Here is an 18,127-nt window from a genome sequence, read left to right as displayed (position 1 = left end):
TCTTCTTATCTATAGCTATCGATCGACACATTTTGCATCCCTAAACCGTTTTTTTCTATTCTGTAAGCAAATCGAATTGTATTTTCTCTATAAATAAATTATTATGAAAGATAACTAACATTACTTTACAGGAGGTGTACGCTTTGTTCTTTTCCCTCATCTGGGTTAAGTGCGAAGCTATTATTTGGATATTGCCATACGCTTGGCAGCTTTTGCTGCCTTGATCGCAGTCACCGCTTTTTTTGTTGCGTGTGAATTTGCAATCGTGAAAGTCCGCTCATCACGTCTCGACCAACTGATCGACGAAGGTAATCAACGCGCGGTTCTCTCAAAAAAAATTGCCGATAATTTAGATGAATACTTATCTGCTTGTCAGCTCGGAATTACGATTTCGGCACTTGGCCTAGGTATGCTTGGGGAACCAACAGTACGTATGATGTTGGCTCCAGTTTTCGATACGTTTACTTTGGATGCTAATGTCGAAACTATTCTTTCCTTCACTATCGCTTTAGCGATTGTTACCTATTTGCATGTCGTGGTAGGAGAACTAGCTCCAAAGACCATCGCATTGCACAAGGCGGAAGAATTATCCCTATCCCTTTCCGTACCACTGAATGTATTTTACCGTCTCATGTACCCGATCATTAAAGGGATGAACGGATCGGCACGTCTTGTTACACGATTGCTAGGCTTCAAATCCATTTCCGAATTAGAAGTAGGACACACAGAAGAAGAGTTGCGCATCATCTTATCCGATAGCTTGCGTAGCGGTGAAATTAACCAGTCTGAATACAAATATGTAAATCGTATTTTTGAGTTTGATGATCGAGTCGCAAAGGAAATTATGCTGCCACGAACTGAAATGATGACAGTCGATAAAGAAATGACGTTATCCGAAGTATTTGAACTACTAGGAGTAGAACAGTTTACACGTTATCCAATTATCGATGGCGACAAAGATCATGTCATCGGATTGATCAACATGAAACATTTACTGACTGCGTATATTAAAGACCCGACGAACGGTAGTAAATCTGTTATGCACTATATGCAGCCGATTATTCGCGTTATTGAAACTATCCCAATTGGAGATTTACTCTTAAAAATCCAACGTGAACGGATTCATATGGCTATTTTATTAGATGAATATGGTGGAACTTCAGGACTCGTCACCATCGAGGATATCTTGGAAGAAATCGTTGGCGAAATCCGCGATGAATTCGACTTGGATGAACTACCTGAACTTCAAATAGTTGATACAGATCATTATATTCTAGACGCTAAAATGCTGATTGAAAACGTCAATCATGCATTAGGCATAGAAATTCTCGAAGATGACATTGATACGATCGGCGGTTGGTTCATGGATCAACGCTTTGAAGCTATACAAGGTGAGAAGATTATCGAACAAGGATATGAGTTTACTGTCAAAGAAGTAGACGGCAATCACATTCTTTACTTGGAAGCCAAAAAACAACCCCCCGATCATGCAACTAATGAAGTTACCGATGCGTCAAAATAAAAGCTTTCCCGCCTAAACGGGAAAGCTTTTATCTATTATCCTATCGTAAGGAGTGACTATATGAATAAAAAACAGGAAAACTGGCTTCTCGCTATGTGGTCCGTTGCACTTATCGCGACACTCGGTTCTTTATATTTTTCTGAAATTAAAGGCTATGTCCCCTGTACAATGTGCTGGTATCAACGGATATTCATGTATCCGATTGTATTGATTGGCCTACTCGCGCTCATACAAAAAAACGTGACGATTGCGTGGACTACTGCCTCACTTTCATTTATTGGAGGTTGTATTTCTCTTTATCACTACGGTATTCAAAAACTAACGTTCTTACAAGATAGTGTACCCGTATGTGGTGGTGTTTCATGTACAGGCGCATACATCAATTATTTGGGTTTCATTACAATTCCTTTCCTAGCACTAGTAGCATTCGCTTTTATTTTCATCGCAAGTCTTGTACTCTTAAAACAAACGAAGGAGTGAAATACATTGAAAAAATTATTAGCTATTGGTGGAGTGATTGTCGTGATCTTTATTTTGATCATCGTCCTCAATAATAAATCCAATGAAACAAAACTGGCTAAAAATCCGTACGGCACAGATAATCTACAACAATCTACAATTGATTTATTAGACAATGAAAGTTATCAGAACGTTGCACTTCCTGAAGAAATCTTCAAACAGATTGAAAGTGGCGAACCCACAACCGTTTATTACTTCAGTCCAGACTGTCCACATTGTATGGATATGACACCTCGTCTAATGCCAATTGCAGACGAATATGATGCACATGTCTATCAATACAATATGTTGGAGTTCAGCGATCAGATAAAACAGGAATACGATGTAACAGCATGGCCTACTCTCGTTCATTATAAAGATGGGAAAGAACAAGGCAGAACGGTTGGTTCACAACCTGATGACCAAATCAGAGCATTTTTTGATGAATTCGAAAGCAAATAAGGAGACTACGTAGATGACAAGTTTTCATTATACAACTGAAACACCGGGCGAGACGATTGAAAAATTACTAAGAGAACAATGGCAAGGCGGAAAGAAGTCTGTCCATCAAATGCGTATGGACAAAAGTGTAACAGATACAGAAGGACAACCCGTTGAATGGAAGGAACCCCTTCCTGAAGGGACGGAACTAATCTTCGGTTTTAATGACGCACAGTCTTCATATAAACCGGAACCTTCAAACTCCTTAAACGTTCTGTGGGAAGACGAGCATGTACTAGCAGTATTCAAGCCTGCTGGTCTGTCCGTACACCCAGAACGCTTGCCAGGGACCGGCACATTGATGAATGAAGTCATGGGCTATATCGAAGCCAAAGGTGGAAGCTATGCAGAACATATTCACCGCTTAGACCAGCATACGTCGGGCGTTTTACTTATTGCAAAGAATCCATTGGCAAAGACATTATTCGACCGCATGCTGGAGCAGAATCAAATCGAACGGTATTATACTGCCGAGCTTGAAGGCCAGCTAAGAAAACCACGTGGCACAATCAACATGCCCATCGGTAAAGACCGCAGTCATGCTACAAGACGCAGGGTATCCCCTTCTGGCCAATCCGCGGTCACGCATTTTAAAGTGCTCGAGCGCAAAGCGGATACAACTCTTGTTGAAGCACAGTTGGAAACAGGCCGAACACACCAGATCCGTGTTCATTTCTCACATATGGGTCACCCTGTCGTCGGAGATCAGCTGTATGGCAACGAGACGATTACCAGAGGTCCATATAAGCTAGTCGCTTCCAAAGTGGCTTTCACACATCCTATTACGTCAGAGATGATTGTAATCGAAACTGAATAAAATTAAACAGAGCTGTCCAAGAGATCGTAGTATTACGACTTCTTGTGACAGCTCTTTTCTATTCTCGTTAGAAGAAGTAAAGTTGCAGTAGCTAGAGGTGGTTTAGGGGTGGGGTTTAGGGGTGGGGATTTCGAGTGCAATGACGTGCTCTCAACGCTTCGCTTATGTTCGCAAAGTAAATAGAGGATACTTTTTATTGTGCATTAAAGTAAGTTTTGTAATAGGTTTTGAACTTTAGAACTTGAATTAAAATAAGTTAAAACAAAACAATAATTCACATACTATCACCAATGAGCGATTTAAGTACCCCTACTATCAAAGTAGGATGGAAGCGGAAGTTGGCGGCGACTCCTGATGGATCAGCCCGATCAGGTGAGACAACTAAGAGAGCATAGCGAACAGTTGGCTCACCGCGGGCCCATAGGAAAGCGTCCGCCAACTGGAGCTTCCATCCCGAACCACTCACAAACTCACTCTCCATTCCATTGCCTTGCCCTGAACTTAAGAAAGTTCAAGCACTATTTGCAGAAGCAAAAAAAATGCCCTGGAAGTGGTAGCTTCCAAGGCATCCATATTCAACTACTTCACCAGCAACTGCTCAATCCCGCTCTCTAAGCGCTTATCCACTTCCTTCGCATCATGAATATGCTCCACAATCAACTCATGCGCAGAAGAAAATAAAGAATTCGCTTTCTGTAACTCTACCTGCATAAGCGCGGATAATTCATTCTGTTCCACAATCATCTTCTCAATAGAAGAAATATCCACCTGACTCCCTTGGACCGTCTCCAAAATATGATCAATTTTAGACGCAGTCTGCAAACTTACCGCCACACCTTGTTCAATCAACTTCGAACTCTTTTTCGTAGCCTCTAGCGCTTGCAAGATCTCCTCTTTTAAAGAATTCGTTAACTGCTGGATATCCTTTGTGCTAGTAGATGTGCTTTCCGCCAGCTTTCGAACTTCCTGTGCAACGACAGAAAACCCTTTGCCGTACTCTCCTGCTCTCGCTGCCTCAATTGAAGCATTCAATGCCAACAGATTCGTTTGCGCTGCGATGTTTTCAATCACACCTACAATGGACTGAATCTCTACGGACCGATCGCTCAATTGCGTCATACTTTCTTCCGACTTCTCCATATGCGTGCCTAAATCATTCATAACTTGAGCCGTTAAACGGACATCCTCCGCTCCATTTTCCGCTTCTTTCACCATGTATAATGATTTTTCTTCCAATGAACGACCATTTTCATGCAGCTGCGCAGAAGACTTTGTCGTTTTCTCACTTAATTCCTGAATGATATGAAAGCTTGATTCAATATCAGATACTGCTTCACCTAAGACATTGTGCTGAGCGTTCACTTTCTCGTGTTGAGCGACTGCAGCAGTTAATTCTGTCTCTACTTGTTTAAATCGGCTGTTATCTGCTTGCTCGACTTCAACTGGTGTCGAATGTACCGTCACCTTCTCTTCCACTACGCGCCGATCTGGCTGTCGTCTAAAGATCCCCACGTTACGTTCCCCCTTTTATCCAGATTTATTTAAAACGAATCTGGATTCTGACCTGTCCGTTCATCTTGATTTAATGCATTAATCAATGCCATATCAGAAAGCGTTAATTCGAAATCAACTATTTCACTATTTTCTTTAATCCGATTAAATGAAATCGATTTTGGGATGACAATCAATCCATTTTGGATATGCCATCTAATGATGACTTGCGCAACAGTCTTTCCGTGCTGTGCAGCAATCGCCATGAGTGTTGCATCTTCTAAAATTTGTCCCCTAGCTAATGGACTCCATGAAGTGACCGCGATTTGATGCTCGCTGCAAAACTGGCGCAATGGTTCTTGGGTTAGACGCGGGTGAACTTCTATTTGATTCACCATTGGTCGGATATTCGCAATCGCAAATATTTCTCGTAAATGGGCTTCATGATGATTGGAAACGCCTGTAGCTCGAATCAATTTTTCATCATATAATCTTTCAATTGCTCGATATGTATCCACATAGCTGCCTGTAACTGGCCAGTGTGTTAAATATAGATCTAGATAGTTCATATCTAATCTCGTCAATGAACGCTCGAATGCACGCAATGTTTCATCATACCCTTGTTCGTCATTCCACACTTTGGATGTCACAAACAAATCTTCACGCGCGATACCCGTGTTACGGATTGCTTCACCTACAACTTGTTCATTTTCGTAAATAGATGCTGTATCAATTGCACGATAGCCTAATGAAACCGCTTTCTCAACTGCTTGCATCGTTTGCTCCGGTTCTGTCATCTTATATGTACCTAAACCGAACTGCGGCATCTGCACGCCGTTACCTAGTATAACCATCTGATCAAAAATCGTTGACATAATAACTCCTCCTCTATGAACTCATAGTGTAATTGTACATTATTTTACAGGTTTTACGAATACATTTTCGATATAATAAGTTGATTTCTTTCATAAAAACGAATATTATTGTCTATGGTCTTTACTATGTTCGTAATTTAAGGAGAGAATATACTGTGTTTCAATTAAAGAAAAATCAAACGACTGTCAAAACAGAACTTCTGGCGGGAATGACTACTTTCCTAACGATGGTTTATATTGTCATCGTCAATCCTATTATTTTATCCGAGGCCGGAGTTCCGTTTGATCAAGTCTTTTTAGCCACTATTATAGCCACTGTCATCGGTACGCTTTGGATGGCGTTATTTGCAAATTATCCTATCGCCATTGCACCCGGTATGGGATTGAACGCGTACTTTGCTTCTGTCGTTATCGGATCGGACGGTCAACTAGATTATCTGACGGCTTTTTCTGCAGTATTTATTGCAGGTCTCATCTTTGTATTATTATCGATGACTTCTTTCCGAGAAAAACTAATTGAAGAAATTCCCGAAAACCTTAAACATGGGATCACAGCCGGAATTGGACTATTTATCGCATTCATCGGCCTGCGATTATCAGGATTAGTCGTTCCGCATGAGTCAAATATCGTGCAGCTAGGGGAACTCACCTCGCCTGCCGTACTACTGACCTTGTTCGGATTACTCGTGACGATTGTTTTGATGAATCGCAACGTCTATGGCGCTATATTCATTGGAATGATTGCAACAGGCCTTGTCGCATTTTTCACCAAGCAGTTACAATTCGATGGGGTTATGAAAATACCTCACCTTCCTGAAGGCATTCTTGTATGGAATCCAGTACTGGCAATGGGAGATGTTATTTCATACGGTTTATACGGTGTCGTCCTGTCGTTTTTACTTGTTACTTTATTCGATACAACCGGAACGATGATTGGAGTAGCTAAGCAAGCTGGACTCATGAAAGGTAATTCTTTACCTCGTGCACGCCACGCGCTTCTAGCTGACTCAGTAGCCGCCACAGTCGGCTCAATGGTCGGAACCAGCCCAACATCCGCTTATGTTGAATCGTCGTCTGGCGTAGCTGTAGGTGGTCGTACAGGGTTGACTACTTTAACAGTTGCAGTGCTATTCATAGCCGCAGCATTTTTCAGTCCTATCGTCAGTGCTTTGTCTGGTGTCGCGGCTATTACGGCACCTGCTTTGATTATTGTTGGTAGTTTGATGATCGGCGCAGTGAAAAATATCGATTGGGATTCATTCGACGAATCTTTCCCTGCATTTCTTGTCATTTTGACGATGCCGCTTACCTCAAGTATTGCGACTGGTATCGCACTCGGGTTTATCACATACCCGTTATTGAAAATTACAAAGGGCAAGGGTAAGCAAGTTCCTATGTTGATGTATATCTTCGCGGTACTATTCGCCTATCAGCTACTATTCCTGCCTCACTAAGATTTGTTAGGAACCTGTCACATAAAATGACGAAGATTATTTCATTTATATAATTTTTACGGTATACTGTACAAAGGACTATTGATTTCATAGGAGGTACAAACAATGAGACTAATTCTAATTATGGCCGTTTGTTTTGCATTCTTATCTGCAATCTTGACTGGCGGATACGATAACAAGCCAGGCGAATCAAAAACGAACCAAATGAAGTAAATAGAAAAGGGATTGGCTATGAGCCAATCCCCTTTTTTTATGCATTATGTTAAATGTGCAAATTTCTGTTGACGAAGTGCTTCATAAATGAGGATCGCAGCCGTATTTGACAAGTTCAATGAACGGATGTGCTCATCGTTCATCGGTATGCGTAAACAACTCTCTTTATATTTCTCCGTAATTTCATTCGGCAAGCCGGTAGTCTCTTTTCCAAACACAAAGAAAATATCCTTATTAGTATCCGAGTAATCAAACGTATCATAGCTCGTCTCTCCGAATTTTGTAATAAAATAAAACTCGCCTTCCGGATACGCGTCTATAAACTCCTGAATTCCTTCATGATACGTAATGTCAACATGTTCCCAGTAATCTAAGCCCGCCCGTTTTAACATTTTATCTTCAGTAGAAAAACCAAGTGGCTTTATTAAATGGAGAGCTGTATCGGTTCCCGCACAAGTACGTGAAATATTCCCTGTATTTGCCGGAATTTGTGGTTCGAATAATGCAACGTGAATCGTCATCTTACTACCTTCTTTCAATTTATGTGGAGCTGTTTCATAGCTTGTGTAATTTCACTTACGACAAACTCATCTTCTTCCGTAACCAAACTTTCATTCAGCACATCTTGCGCTTCTATCTTTCCAATCTCACCAAGTGCCCAAGCCGCTGTTCCTCTAATCATTGGCCGCGGATCTTCTTTTAACAATCTCGTTAATTCAGGTATCGCTGATTCGTCTTTGAAATGCGCCAAAGCAATCAATGCATTTCGCTGAATTGGATTCTTTCCGCGCCAAGAGCCTGACATATAGCCATACTGCTCTTTGAACTGTCGGTTGGATAAGGTCAATAGTGACAGCAGCAAAGGTTTCACGAGCTCCGGCTCAGGCGTGAATTCCAGCTGGTGTGTGTGATTCATTCCTTTGTTTTTTGGACAAACCGTTTGGCAAGTATCACATCCATACAATCGATTCCCGATCTTATGTCGAAACTCTTCAGGTACAGGTTTCTTTGTTTGTGTCAAAAACGCAATGCAACGCTGGGCATCTAATTGTCCAGGCTGTACAAGTGCACCCGTCGGACAGACATCCAAGCATAAATTACAATCTAGACACTGATCTTCCATCGGCTCATCTGGTGCAAACGGCAAATTCGTAATCATCTCACCCAAATAAACATAAGATCCGAACTCCGGTGTAATGATCGAACAGTTCTTAGCCGACCAACCGATACCTGCACGTTCTGCTACTGCACGATCTACAAGCTCTCCTGTATCTACCATGGAACGAAGTCGCGCATCTGGTACCTTAGTAAGAATGAATAATTCAAGCTGTGCTAGTTTGTCACGCAACACGGTATGATAATCTTCACCCCAAGAAGCCCTGCAAAACATACCACGACGTTCCCCTTTTTTCCCACGGGGACTATCTGACATTTTTGAGGGGTACGCCACGGCTATAGCTATAATACTCTCTGCTTGATCTAGCAATAATAAAGGCTCTGTTCGTTTCTCTATATCCGGCTCTTCAAAACCGGATTGATAGTTCAATCGTTGCTGTTGTTTCAGACGATCTTTCAATTTCATAAACGGAGCTGCCGTCGTAAAACCAATTTTATCTATTCCAATGGACGCCGCAAACGTTTGTATTTCTTGCTGTAACTGAGCGACATTCACCATTCTCCGCCTCCCTTATGATAAGATGAAGTAAAATTACAAGCAGGTGGTACTGATGCAACTTACTGTTAATTCTTCTATATTCGCGAAAATCCCTGATTTTAAATTAGGCATAATCTATTATAACAAAACAATCGTCTCTGCATCACCTCAGATGCTAAAAGGACGCCTACAATTATTTCAAGAACAATTATATTTCGAACTACTTGACAAAGACTTCGCAGATTTCAAAGGTCTAGCAGAATGGCAATCCATCTGGACAACTCTTGGTGCAGACCTTTCGACTAAGCCACCAGCTCTTCAATTACTCTTACAGCAGATCAAAGATCGACACTATACTTCTTCTTTCCATAGTGCAGAAGATCTGAACACGTTCTTTTCCCTGCAATACGAAATCCCAACAGTTATTTACGATGCTGACAAAATAGCTGGAGATATTTTGTTGTCTGTCGGCAGCGCTGAGGACGGCTACGAAGGATTGAATAATCAATTCAATACCTTTGAAAACATCTTACTCCTAAGCGACGGTTACAGTCCATTTGGTAGCCCATATGTCGATTCTATACGAACGGCCGTAACTGAGGAAACTGAAAACATTATACAACTGCTTTTCATTCATCCTTCATTGGAACAAGAAAAGGCTCAACAACTAGTCGAAGCTTGTGGTAAAATGTTCACTAGCATAAACGGTGGTGACTATCATAGTTCTGTAGTGGATAGTCAAAATCCTAACTTTATCCTAACAAAAGAGGTGGAATCATGAATATTACATTAGCCGAAGGCATTAAATTAAAAAGTATTCTATCCAAGCAAATACGTGAACTCGAAACAGAAGCCCAACGAGTGGCTTTCATAACGATTGAAAAAGGTGCACCACGTCCAATAATTAGCCGAACATTACAAGACGTAGAAGCCGAGATGGAACAAGTTAGACTAGATCAACGCAAACTAGATTATCTCATCTATGCAGCAAACAGCACAAATACAGTAGAATTTGAAAACCAACAACTGCCATTAGTTGAAGCCATTGAACTAGCTATCCAATTGCGTGCAAAGTCTTCTTACTACAAACAATTCTCTTTAGCGAGTAAAGAAGAAATACAATATGGTTTTGCCGAATCGACTACGATTTATCGTGTAGCATTGTTTGATCCAGAAGAATATCGATTGAAAGCACAACAAGCTGAAAAAGCAGCGCATCAATTATCGAATCGTATCAACATGAAAAACTATACAATCGTTCTCGACTTCGATGGCGCTAACTACTTTTAACCTCAAAAAGGTGAGACTCCTTTTTGAGGCGTAGAGTGGGGAATATGAACACAAACTTGCTAAACCCATTACTTGTTACCCTTTACACATTGACCAATGACCCATTACCAACCACGTCCATGGCAATGAACCCTTACTGAGTAACACCCTTTCATATTTCTCCTCTATGGCCTGCTGCCTGTCATTTTGACAGACAGCAGGTATTTTTATATTTTGTCATGATAAAAAAGAGGCGCGATCTAGCTAGCCCAGAAATAATCTGGAGAATAGTGATTCAGCATTTCTTGAAGTCTCATCCTTATAAATACTTTAAATTTGGGTAGACTAAAGTGAAATAAATAATTGGGATGAGGAGTCATGACTATGTCAAACAAGCCGCAAGGTCAAAGCTATAAAGAACAACAAATGAAACGGCAGCAACAACAATTGAAGGATAACCAATCGCTAGTAGAACAACAATTCGATACAAAAAAGAAGATGGCGTTGCAAGCGATGCAACAGGCGGTACAATCACTTCAGCAAATGTCCTCTATGTCGGACTTGGCAACGTTACAACAAGCACAACAACAACTCCAACAAGCAGTTCAGCAGCTAAATTATATGCAAGGCATCTCCATTACACAATCTACAACTGCTGAACAACAGCAACTAGAACAAGTACAACAACAAATTGAACAAGCCGCACAAACACTTCAGCTCATTCAATCACTTAACAGCGGAAATCAAAGCTTTAAAAAAGGGTAAAAAACACATCCAGAACTTTCTACTTTGAAAGTCCTGGATGTGTTTTATTTATGGAATGATCATTTGATACAATCAATGAATTCACTGCATCTTTAATTTCTTGATATCCTGTACATCTGCAAATATTGGATTGTAACCACTTCTCTACGATTTCTTCATTCGCATTTGGATGGTCGGTCAGTAACGCATGACAATTGACGATAAAACCGGGTGTACAAAACCCGCATTGAATCGCCCATTTATCAACAAAAGCTTCTCGAACAGGCGAATCTAATAGTCCTTCAATTGTTGTGATTGGTAAATCAACAACTTCAACTGCCAATGATAGGCATGAATGGCTAGGTTCTCCGTTAATAAGTACCGTGCATGCCCCGCAATCCCCATTTTCACACGACTGTTTGGCGCCTGTTAATCCAAGCTTTTCCCTTAAAGTAGACAGCAAAGTATCCGCGTTTCGAACAGCCACTTCCTGTGTTTCCCCGTTCACATGTAAATGAATAAAAGCTTTAGATGCTGTGTTTTGCTTATTCATTCGCCCATCTCCATTTCTTCTATGACATCTAGCAACACATTTTTTAACACAAATGCCCTATACTCTCTAGAACCTTGGAGATCATCCACGATACTTGAAGGCAGATTGTCCATGACTTTGTCTATTCTATCCATAACAGGGATGGTTAAATCATTTATGATCGTCTCTATTTCACTAGATCTGAAAGGATAATTACACACACCGCTAAAAGCAATACGTAATCGGTTTCCCTTCAAAATTGCTGCTACCGATACGACAGGATAACCTACTTTCGAAAATTTCGTCCTTTTTAGACTTATATACGGTAGATCGATATAGGATGAATCAATAATAATTTGAAGAAGTAATTCCCCTGGAGACAGTTTTATTTTCCTATCAAATAGGGACTGTAAGGAGACAACTCTTTCATCAGTCCCCTTCAAAACTTTTACTTTCGCATCTACTAGCAAAAGTGGTAAAATACTTTCCTTATATATCAATTCACTATTAATATTCCCACCTATTGTAATTTTGTTTCGCGAGGTGTGATCTGCGATTTGTTCCACAGTAGCCCCTAGAAACGGAAATAGGTTGGAATCCGTAATTTTATTTAATGAAACCGCCGCTCCAATTAGTAAATCACCGCCACGCATTTCCAACACATTACATTCAGGAATTCCTTTACTATCAATGATCGCATCTGCATAAATCTTGTTCATACGGGCAAAGGTAATAAATTCAGTGCCACCCGATATGAACAAGGCCTTTTCACCTTGTTCATGAACCTCGTTGTACATATCTATTATTTCCGTAACGGAAGAAGGTTTAAAGTACGTAAAATCAAAAGAAATCATTTAGTTCCCTCCTTCTTCTTTTGCCAAATGGATTCTGGTGTAAGTGGTAATTCATTTAACTCCACATCAGTTGCAATGGAAAGACTGTTTGCCAAACATGCGGGTGCTCCAATAACGCCATATTCACCTATTCCACGGGCACCAAAAGGTCCATCAATTGCTGGGCTTTCGATAAAATCCACATGATATTCTGTCGGTTGTTCACCATAGCGCAACATTGGATAGCCCCGAAGGTCTGAGTTTTGTACAATTCCCTGATCATCAAAAACAAACTTTTCGCTTGTCGCATAACTCAAGCCCATATACATGCCGCCACGCATTTGTTGTGTGGCTGTCATCGGGTTAATAATGGTGCCTCCGTCAAGGACCGTGACGCCTTTTAAAATAGAATACGTAAAATCCCTTGTGTCTAATTCAATTTCTACAGCTTGTACACCAACCGACCACCACGGTCCGGGCTTCCCAAAACCGGTTTGTTGATCCATCGGCGTTAAATGTCGCTGTATATGTTTCCCGATACCGACAATTTGTCCTTCTATTGAATGCCCACTTGGATACGTATAACCCAAGGAAATATCCTTAATATCCACACCAAATGTAGGATCAGGCTTTAAGTACACCCTTCCACCGCCAACTTCTAAGTCATCAGGAGAACATTGCAACACAACGGCAGCTGTTTTCTTTAACTGTGCAATTGCATGATCTGCAGCGTATACGACAGCCCTACCCGCTAAAAAAGTTGAACTGCTCGCAACGGTACGCCATTGGTGAGGGTCGTATTGTGTATTGACTTCCATTGTGACATGAACTTTATTCATGTCCATGCCTAACTTTTCTGCAAGAATTTGTCCGAGTATCGTTTTAGTTCCTTGTCCTAACTCTATCGCTGCACAATTCAAATTCACGCTACCGTCTGCTTCAAAAATAATAATGGCGCCTGCCTGTGCATTTGTAGCCGTCGTGGAAGTTTTCCAAAACGTACTAATCCCTTTCGCGCGCACTTTGTTCTTTCCACTCTTAACTTTTTGTCCTTCATCCCACTTGATTAACTCTTTAGCACGGTTAATGCATTTCTCCAAATCGCCAATATTATTCGCTGTCAAGACGGTTTGAGTCGGAGTTGTATCTCCTGGTTTAATACCATTCATCATACGAAACTGAAGAGGATCCATTTGTAACTTCTCAGCTAGCTGATCCATCGTTCGTTCAACTGCAAATGTTAGCTCGGGATGTCCATATCCCCTAAATGAAGTCGCAAAAGGATGATTTGTATACATACAATATGAGTCACACCATACATTTGGAATGTTATAAGGACCTGTACAATCAAGTGCCGCCGCCCTTGTAATCCCTGCGGCTTGATCAGAATACGCACCTGAATCCAGTAAATACGTATATTTCCCCGCTACCAACTTCCCTTCTTTCGTTACCCCAAGCTGAACGGTTGCGTCGAAGCCAATTCGACAAGGTGCTGTTGTCATATCTTCTTCTCGGTCAAACTCCAATTTCACTAATTTTCCACCAACTGCTTTCGAAGCCAAATAAGCAAGTGGTTCTAACTGAACAGTTCCCTTCCCACCAAACGCACCACCTACCATCGGAATATGAACGAGGATATCTCCAACGTCGACATTAAAAAATTGGTTTAGCACTTTTTTGATTGTAAATGGTGACTGACTACAGGAGTGGACAATGACCTTGCCCGCTGGATTAATTTCAACTCGCGTACTTCTCGTTTCCATCGCGACATGATCTGAAAGATTAAATGAATAAGTCGCTGTGATGGTTTCCTCACAATTTGCCCAAGCTGCATCAAAGTCACCTTTACGAATTTTAATATGACTCCCAATATTTGTAGACGCTTTTGGATAGACATCGCTTATGATTTTCGTGTATTGTTCAGCGTTGTCATGTACAAGTGGCGCATCTTTTAGAAATGCTTGTTGCACGGAGTTCACAATAGGTAAAGTTTCATATACAACTTTCACTTTCTCGGTTGCACGTTTTGCCTGATGTTCATGATCTGCTACGATAATCGCCACAGGTTCACCATAATAACGGACTTTCTCAAATGCCAATGGAGGTCGGTCCGCCAATATAGGTCCTATATGGAACGGAAACATATTGCCAGTAACAATTGCACGCACACCAGGCATTTTCCATGCTTCAGTCGTATCTACGGAAATAATTTCGGCATGGGCTTGTGTGCTTTTCACAAGTTTGGCATGCATAAGTCCAGGAGCTGAGTAATCCCCTATATACCTAACTTTTCCTGTCGATTTTTCCACCGCATCAATCCGTTGTTCTGGTTTCCCAACTGTGGACCATGGTTTATTGGTCATTCACTTAACGCCTCCTGAACTATAGTTATCGAGCTACTATAATGACTGTGTCCTTGTTCACTTCATGTGCTGAAGCATCCATAATTTTCTCAATCGTCATGCTTATTTCTTGTAATTCCATTTCATTTATCACAATGAAAACAGGCGCTCCTCCCCCTTGAATTACTTCGGGCTTCGTTGTAATAACTGCAACAATTTCCGCGTGTTGATTTTCCAATTTACTCAACCTCCAAATACAAAATCCATAAATAACACTATTATTTTATGAGTTGTCCTTATCGGCTTCCTTAGGCATCCGAATTGCACTATCCAGAATCGGAACTTTGTCTAACACTGCTTTAATCTGATTAAATTCCTTTTCTCGTGGCAAGAAAAACAATGCAATTCGACCGTCTGCCATATCTCTTTTCGTAAGTGGAATTAACGCTGGTTCACCTGAGTCAAGATAGCTCCCTAGAATAGTTGCCACATGATGTAGCATCGCCTGTCGTTGTCCTAGGAAAGACAATGTAACAATACTGTTTTGATTTTTCGGTGTAACGATTGCACCCACTGCTTGTTCAGTGATGATTTTTCTCGTATCTTCTAATCCCACATTTTTAATTAATATATCGTCAACGAAAAGCGTTGGCCCTTCAAAGCGGATTGCCGCTTCTTTAACATCTGCGATATCACTCAAAAACTTACCTGACATATTGAACTTCACAACAATCAGCATAATAATTCCACCGATAATACCTATCCAAAATGAAAATACGGCACACAATGTAGTGACAAGTGCCGTGAACATTACTAAATAATTTTTGCTTTCAAACGCCTGAGCCATCCCTTCAACAAAAGGTGCTCCGCGCTTCACAAGTTCGAATTCATCTATTTTCTCAAGTGATTCCCTTTCCATTTTCCTCACTTCCCGGAACTGAGTCGCTGCAAGGCCTAGAAATGTAACCGCAGTCCAATCAGATTCTAGAACAGCAGGAATTGCTACAGCACCGATGAAAGCAGATATAAAACCAAATGAGAGATGAATAATCCTTCCAGTAGGATAGGTTGGATATTGCCGAAAGTCCGTGCGTAACAATAGCATTCGTGCAATAAAGCCAAAAATAATTCCGATGATAACCGGAAGTAAGTAATTATCCACATGTATCCCCCTAGAAATAGTATTGATCTACCGTATTCTAACCAATACAAACACAATTTATAATGTGGGGATGATATTTTAATAATGAATAATAGGATTACGTAATGGATAAGGTGATTTAAAAGGATGAAGGTGAAAAGTTGAAATCTATGCAGCAAATAATCGAAACGGTCTTGGCTGACACTCAACCCGCTGCACTTGCAATAATAGTTAATGTGGAAGGATCCTCTTATCGAAAGGAAGGTACGTGGATGCTTATTCAAGAGAGCGGTGTACAGATCGGAATGATAAGTGGTGGTTGTTTAGAAAATGATTTACATAGTCATGCGACGCAATTGTTTAGGACAGGCAAAGCAACTACTGTCCAATATGATTTAAGTTCTGAGGACGATCTTGGATGGGGACGTGGTGCAGGATGTAACGGTGTTGTCACTGTATGGATACGCGACATTGATGAGGATTTCCGAGGGGTCCTTGATATCCTACACAAGCAGATGCAAGCCAATGAACCTGCATACTTTCTTCAATCAATGACAGACATTAACCAGTACGGCTGTATAACCTCAGATGGAAAACGATTTGGCAAAATACAATCAAATATTATGCTAAATTTTATTGACGTTATCCCCTACCAAAGAATAGCTAAACAAATGAACTTTGGTGAAGAAATGGTATATTTCCAACTTATTTGGCCACAACCCCATCTTTATATAATTGGAGCGGGCCTCGACGCAAGACCACTTGCTCAGCTTTCAGGGAATATCGGCTATGCCGTTCATCTCTTGGATTGGCGTAGCAATATTTGTAACGAAATGCACTTTCCCACTGCAGCTTCTATTCAAATTGGCGACGTTAAAAAACTGCTATCAAATATTAAATTCAGCTCGTTGGATTCAGTGATCCTCATGACACATGATTTTCAATTAGACTTTGAAATCGGACGGTATTTGCTTGAATGCAAGTTGTTGTATCTTGGCATATTAGGGTCAAAAAAAAGAACGAAACGCCTATTTGATGGAACACTTCCAAATAGTGTTCATTCACCAGTAGGACTATCGATTGGAGCGGATGGACCTGAAGAAATTGCTGTAAGTATCGTAGCGGAACTCATTGCTGTGAGAAGAGGAAAAATGATATGAAAATCATTGGCATTTATCTAGCTGCCGGAAATAGCACACGGATGGGTACTCATAAATTAGCATTGCCTGTTGGTACTATGTCTCTCGGTAGCTTGGCACTGGAAACTGCATTAAATTCTCCACTGGATGAAATTTTTGTAATTACTAAAGACATAGATGACACAGAATGGATTCCTTCACATATGAAATCCAACGCTAAATGCACAATCATTCAATGTCCTACTTCAAATGAAGGCCAATCTGAATCCTTGCGCTGCGGTATTCAACACGCACAAGAACGACATGCTGATGGCGTACTCGTCATGCTAGCCGACCAACCATTTATAACGGTTCAAATGCTTTCTGAAATGATTACTTGTATGAGTGAAAAGCCCGACTGCAGATTTGTAGCCACTACATCCAAACAAGTCACTATGCCCCCCGTTCTATTTTCTGCCTACATGTACCCTGAACTTTTAAAGTTACGCGGAGATAAGGGAGCGCGAGCAATTTTAAAAGGTGACTTTCTCCAACAAGGAAAGCTTCTAAATTGTAACGACAAAAGACTAGTTTTCGATGTCGATACAGTTAAGGATTACGAAACACTTAAAGCATTCAATAAAGGAAATGAATAAAGTACTTCTTTACACTTTACTAGCAAACTCGATTAATTAAAATAAGAAAGTTGTTGTAATTCAATCACTGAATATCGAAGGATGTTTAAAGCCATTTTGTAAAGTATAGATATAGAACTTCCTCATACTACTATACAATTCAAATCACATTATATTAATTTGTTACGTTTGATTCTCGTTATACACACCGCTCGTGTGTCAGCATCTACGCATTGGCCTGTATCGTTGTTCCTGGATTATAGTATATCAATCCAGTATATGAGCCCTCTGTGGCTGCTGCACGATCATTCAAACAGGCAACGCGCTCTTACCTTTTTACTGGAATATAAAAAGAGGCTGGGACAAAACCCTCCTTGAAATCGAAAAAGAACGGACCCATTGAAGTTTATGGGGTCCGTTCTTTTTTATATAGGATTTTTTAATTTTAGGAAGAAAAAAAGGATACCTTCTGATAAAATTTAGTCACC

General features: G+C 40.7%; 20 protein-coding genes. 10 read left to right on the top strand and 10 right to left on the bottom strand.

Going from position 1 to position 18,127, the window contains the following annotated elements; all coding sequences use genetic code 11:
• The first annotated feature begins 184 nt into the window (after positions 1-184).
• Genes CSV76_RS10605 through CSV76_RS10590 form a run of 4 tightly spaced genes read left to right on the top strand, consistent with a single transcriptional unit; the run spans position 185 to position 3,338 of the window.
• Entirely contained in the window at positions 185-1,522 is a 1,338-nt protein-coding gene (locus tag CSV76_RS10605; RefSeq protein ID WP_198166264.1) for a hemolysin family protein, read from the top strand.
• A gap of 60 nt (positions 1,523-1,582) precedes the next feature.
• A complete protein-coding gene (locus tag CSV76_RS10600; protein ID WP_099625555.1) occupies positions 1,583-2,002 on the top strand; it encodes a disulfide oxidoreductase in 420 nt (139 codons plus the stop codon).
• A gap of 6 nt (positions 2,003-2,008) precedes the next feature.
• The gene (locus tag CSV76_RS10595; RefSeq protein WP_085427005.1) at positions 2,009-2,482 is read left to right on the top strand and encodes a thioredoxin family protein; all 474 of its coding nucleotides are present in this window, start codon (positions 2,009-2,011) and stop codon (positions 2,480-2,482) included.
• 13 nt (positions 2,483-2,495) lie between these two features.
• Entirely contained in the window at positions 2,496-3,338 is an 843-nt protein-coding gene (locus CSV76_RS10590) for an RluA family pseudouridine synthase (RefSeq protein WP_085427006.1), read from the top strand.
• A 274-nt stretch (positions 3,339-3,612) separates the two neighbouring features.
• Here CSV76_RS10590 and CSV76_RS17315 read toward each other — a convergent pair whose 3' ends face one another.
• The 3 genes from CSV76_RS17315 to CSV76_RS10575 form a co-directional block, all read right to left on the bottom strand.
• Positions 3,613-3,804 carry a hypothetical protein gene (locus CSV76_RS17315; RefSeq protein WP_099625554.1) on the bottom strand — a complete coding sequence of 64 codons (192 nt, stop codon included), beginning with the start codon at positions 3,802-3,804 and terminating at the stop codon, positions 3,613-3,615.
• A 113-nt stretch (positions 3,805-3,917) separates the two neighbouring features.
• Positions 3,918-4,850 carry a methyl-accepting chemotaxis protein gene (locus tag CSV76_RS10580; protein ID WP_085427007.1) on the bottom strand — a complete coding sequence of 311 codons (933 nt, stop codon included), beginning with the start codon at positions 4,848-4,850 and terminating at the stop codon, positions 3,918-3,920.
• A 29-nt stretch (positions 4,851-4,879) separates the two neighbouring features.
• Positions 4,880-5,704, bottom strand: coding sequence for an aldo/keto reductase (locus CSV76_RS10575; RefSeq protein ID WP_099625553.1), 825 nt, complete (start codon positions 5,702-5,704; stop codon positions 4,880-4,882).
• A gap of 155 nt (positions 5,705-5,859) precedes the next feature.
• Between CSV76_RS10575 and CSV76_RS10570 the strand changes: the two genes are divergently transcribed.
• Positions 5,860-7,158: an NCS2 family permease gene (locus tag CSV76_RS10570; protein WP_085427009.1), complete on the top strand. Its 1,299-nt coding sequence runs from the start codon at positions 5,860-5,862 to the stop codon at positions 7,156-7,158.
• A 257-nt stretch (positions 7,159-7,415) separates the two neighbouring features.
• Here the strand turns inward: CSV76_RS10570 and trmL are convergent, their stop codons facing one another.
• Together trmL and queG are read right to left on the bottom strand one after the other, a co-directional pair.
• A complete protein-coding gene (gene trmL / locus CSV76_RS10565; RefSeq protein ID WP_085427010.1) occupies positions 7,416-7,892 on the bottom strand; it encodes a tRNA (uridine(34)/cytosine(34)/5-carboxymethylaminomethyluridine(34)-2'-O)-methyltransferase TrmL in 477 nt (158 codons plus the stop codon).
• Between the two features lie 14 nt (positions 7,893-7,906).
• Positions 7,907-9,043 (bottom strand): tRNA epoxyqueuosine(34) reductase QueG, encoded by a 1,137-nt coding sequence (gene queG / locus CSV76_RS10560; RefSeq protein ID WP_099625635.1) that lies wholly within the window; start codon positions 9,041-9,043, stop codon positions 7,907-7,909.
• A gap of 55 nt (positions 9,044-9,098) precedes the next feature.
• On the opposite strand from queG, the gene CSV76_RS10555 reads away from it, so the two are divergent.
• The 3 genes from CSV76_RS10555 (at position 9,099) to CSV76_RS10545 (ending at position 11,059) form a co-directional block, all read left to right on the top strand.
• Complete coding sequence (locus tag CSV76_RS10555) at positions 9,099-9,806, top strand: B3/B4 domain-containing protein (RefSeq protein ID WP_085427011.1); 708 nt, start codon at positions 9,099-9,101, stop codon at positions 9,804-9,806.
• The gene (locus tag CSV76_RS10550; protein ID WP_099625552.1) at positions 9,800-10,315 is read left to right on the top strand and encodes a hypothetical protein; all 516 of its coding nucleotides are present in this window, start codon (positions 9,800-9,802) and stop codon (positions 10,313-10,315) included. The genes CSV76_RS10555 and CSV76_RS10550 overlap by 7 nt, the downstream gene beginning before the upstream one ends.
• A 363-nt stretch (positions 10,316-10,678) precedes the next feature.
• The gene (locus CSV76_RS10545) at positions 10,679-11,059 is read left to right on the top strand and encodes a hypothetical protein (RefSeq protein ID WP_232319597.1); all 381 of its coding nucleotides are present in this window, start codon (positions 10,679-10,681) and stop codon (positions 11,057-11,059) included.
• A gap of 19 nt (positions 11,060-11,078) precedes the next feature.
• On the opposite strand, the gene CSV76_RS10540 is transcribed toward CSV76_RS10545, so the two are convergent.
• Genes CSV76_RS10540 through CSV76_RS10520 form a run of 5 tightly spaced genes read right to left on the bottom strand, consistent with a single transcriptional unit; the run spans position 11,079 to position 15,907 of the window.
• A complete protein-coding gene (locus CSV76_RS10540) occupies positions 11,079-11,591 on the bottom strand; it encodes a (2Fe-2S)-binding protein (protein ID WP_099625551.1) in 513 nt (170 codons plus the stop codon).
• Positions 11,588-12,424 carry an FAD binding domain-containing protein gene (locus CSV76_RS10535; RefSeq protein WP_085427015.1) on the bottom strand — a complete coding sequence of 279 codons (837 nt, stop codon included), beginning with the start codon at positions 12,422-12,424 and terminating at the stop codon, positions 11,588-11,590. The genes CSV76_RS10540 and CSV76_RS10535 overlap by 4 nt, the downstream gene beginning before the upstream one ends.
• Positions 12,421-14,766 (bottom strand): xanthine dehydrogenase family protein molybdopterin-binding subunit, encoded by a 2,346-nt coding sequence (locus CSV76_RS10530; protein ID WP_099625550.1) that lies wholly within the window; start codon positions 14,764-14,766, stop codon positions 12,421-12,423. The genes CSV76_RS10535 and CSV76_RS10530 overlap by 4 nt, the downstream gene beginning before the upstream one ends.
• A gap of 25 nt (positions 14,767-14,791) precedes the next feature.
• Positions 14,792-14,983, bottom strand: coding sequence for a capping complex subunit for YIEGIA (locus CSV76_RS10525; protein WP_085427017.1), 192 nt, complete (start codon positions 14,981-14,983; stop codon positions 14,792-14,794).
• Between the two features lie 45 nt (positions 14,984-15,028).
• Complete coding sequence (locus CSV76_RS10520) at positions 15,029-15,907, bottom strand: YIEGIA family protein (protein WP_199173054.1); 879 nt, start codon at positions 15,905-15,907, stop codon at positions 15,029-15,031.
• A gap of 149 nt (positions 15,908-16,056) precedes the next feature.
• Between CSV76_RS10520 and CSV76_RS10515 the strand changes: the two genes are divergently transcribed.
• Entirely contained in the window at positions 16,057-17,046 is a 990-nt protein-coding gene (locus CSV76_RS10515; RefSeq protein WP_158232789.1) for an XdhC family protein, read from the top strand.
• Positions 17,043-17,660 carry a nucleotidyltransferase family protein gene (locus CSV76_RS10510; RefSeq protein ID WP_085427020.1) on the top strand — a complete coding sequence of 206 codons (618 nt, stop codon included), beginning with the start codon at positions 17,043-17,045 and terminating at the stop codon, positions 17,658-17,660. Before CSV76_RS10515 ends, CSV76_RS10510 begins: the two co-directional genes overlap by 4 nt.
• The last annotated feature ends 467 nt before the right edge of the window (positions 17,661-18,127 follow it).

Source organism: Sporosarcina sp. P17b, from assembly GCF_002743115.1.
In the GTDB taxonomy this organism is placed as follows: Bacteria; Bacillota; Bacilli; order Bacillales_A; family Planococcaceae; genus Sporosarcina; species Sporosarcina ureae_C.
The sequence above is the reverse complement of the archived record's forward strand: the minus strand, read 5'-3'. Positions and strand labels throughout refer to the sequence as shown.

Excerpts from the sequence above, each read along its gene's own strand:
- CSV76_RS10600 (WP_099625555.1), top strand. The coding sequence starts at position 1,583 with ATGAATAAAAAACAGGAAAACTGGCTTCTCGCTATGTGGTCCGTTGCA.
- CSV76_RS10590 (WP_085427006.1), top strand. The coding sequence starts at position 2,496 with ATGACAAGTTTTCATTATACAACTGAAACACCGGGCGAGACGATTGAA.
- CSV76_RS10575 (WP_099625553.1), bottom strand. The coding sequence starts at position 5,704 with ATGTCAACGATTTTTGATCAGATGGTTATACTAGGTAACGGCGTGCAG.
- trmL (WP_085427010.1), bottom strand. The coding sequence starts at position 7,892 with ATGACGATTCACGTTGCATTATTCGAACCACAAATTCCGGCAAATACA.
- CSV76_RS10555 (WP_085427011.1), top strand. The coding sequence starts at position 9,099 with ATGCAACTTACTGTTAATTCTTCTATATTCGCGAAAATCCCTGATTTT.
- CSV76_RS10545 (WP_232319597.1), top strand. The coding sequence starts at position 10,679 with ATGTCAAACAAGCCGCAAGGTCAAAGCTATAAAGAACAACAAATGAAA.
- CSV76_RS10540 (WP_099625551.1), bottom strand. The coding sequence starts at position 11,591 with ATGAATAAGCAAAACACAGCATCTAAAGCTTTTATTCATTTACATGTG.
- CSV76_RS10535 (WP_085427015.1), bottom strand. The coding sequence starts at position 12,424 with ATGATTTCTTTTGATTTTACGTACTTTAAACCTTCTTCCGTTACGGAA.
- CSV76_RS10530 (WP_099625550.1), bottom strand. The coding sequence starts at position 14,766 with ATGACCAATAAACCATGGTCCACAGTTGGGAAACCAGAACAACGGATT.
- CSV76_RS10515 (WP_158232789.1), top strand. The coding sequence starts at position 16,057 with ATGCAGCAAATAATCGAAACGGTCTTGGCTGACACTCAACCCGCTGCA.
- CSV76_RS10510 (WP_085427020.1), top strand. The coding sequence starts at position 17,043 with ATGAAAATCATTGGCATTTATCTAGCTGCCGGAAATAGCACACGGATG.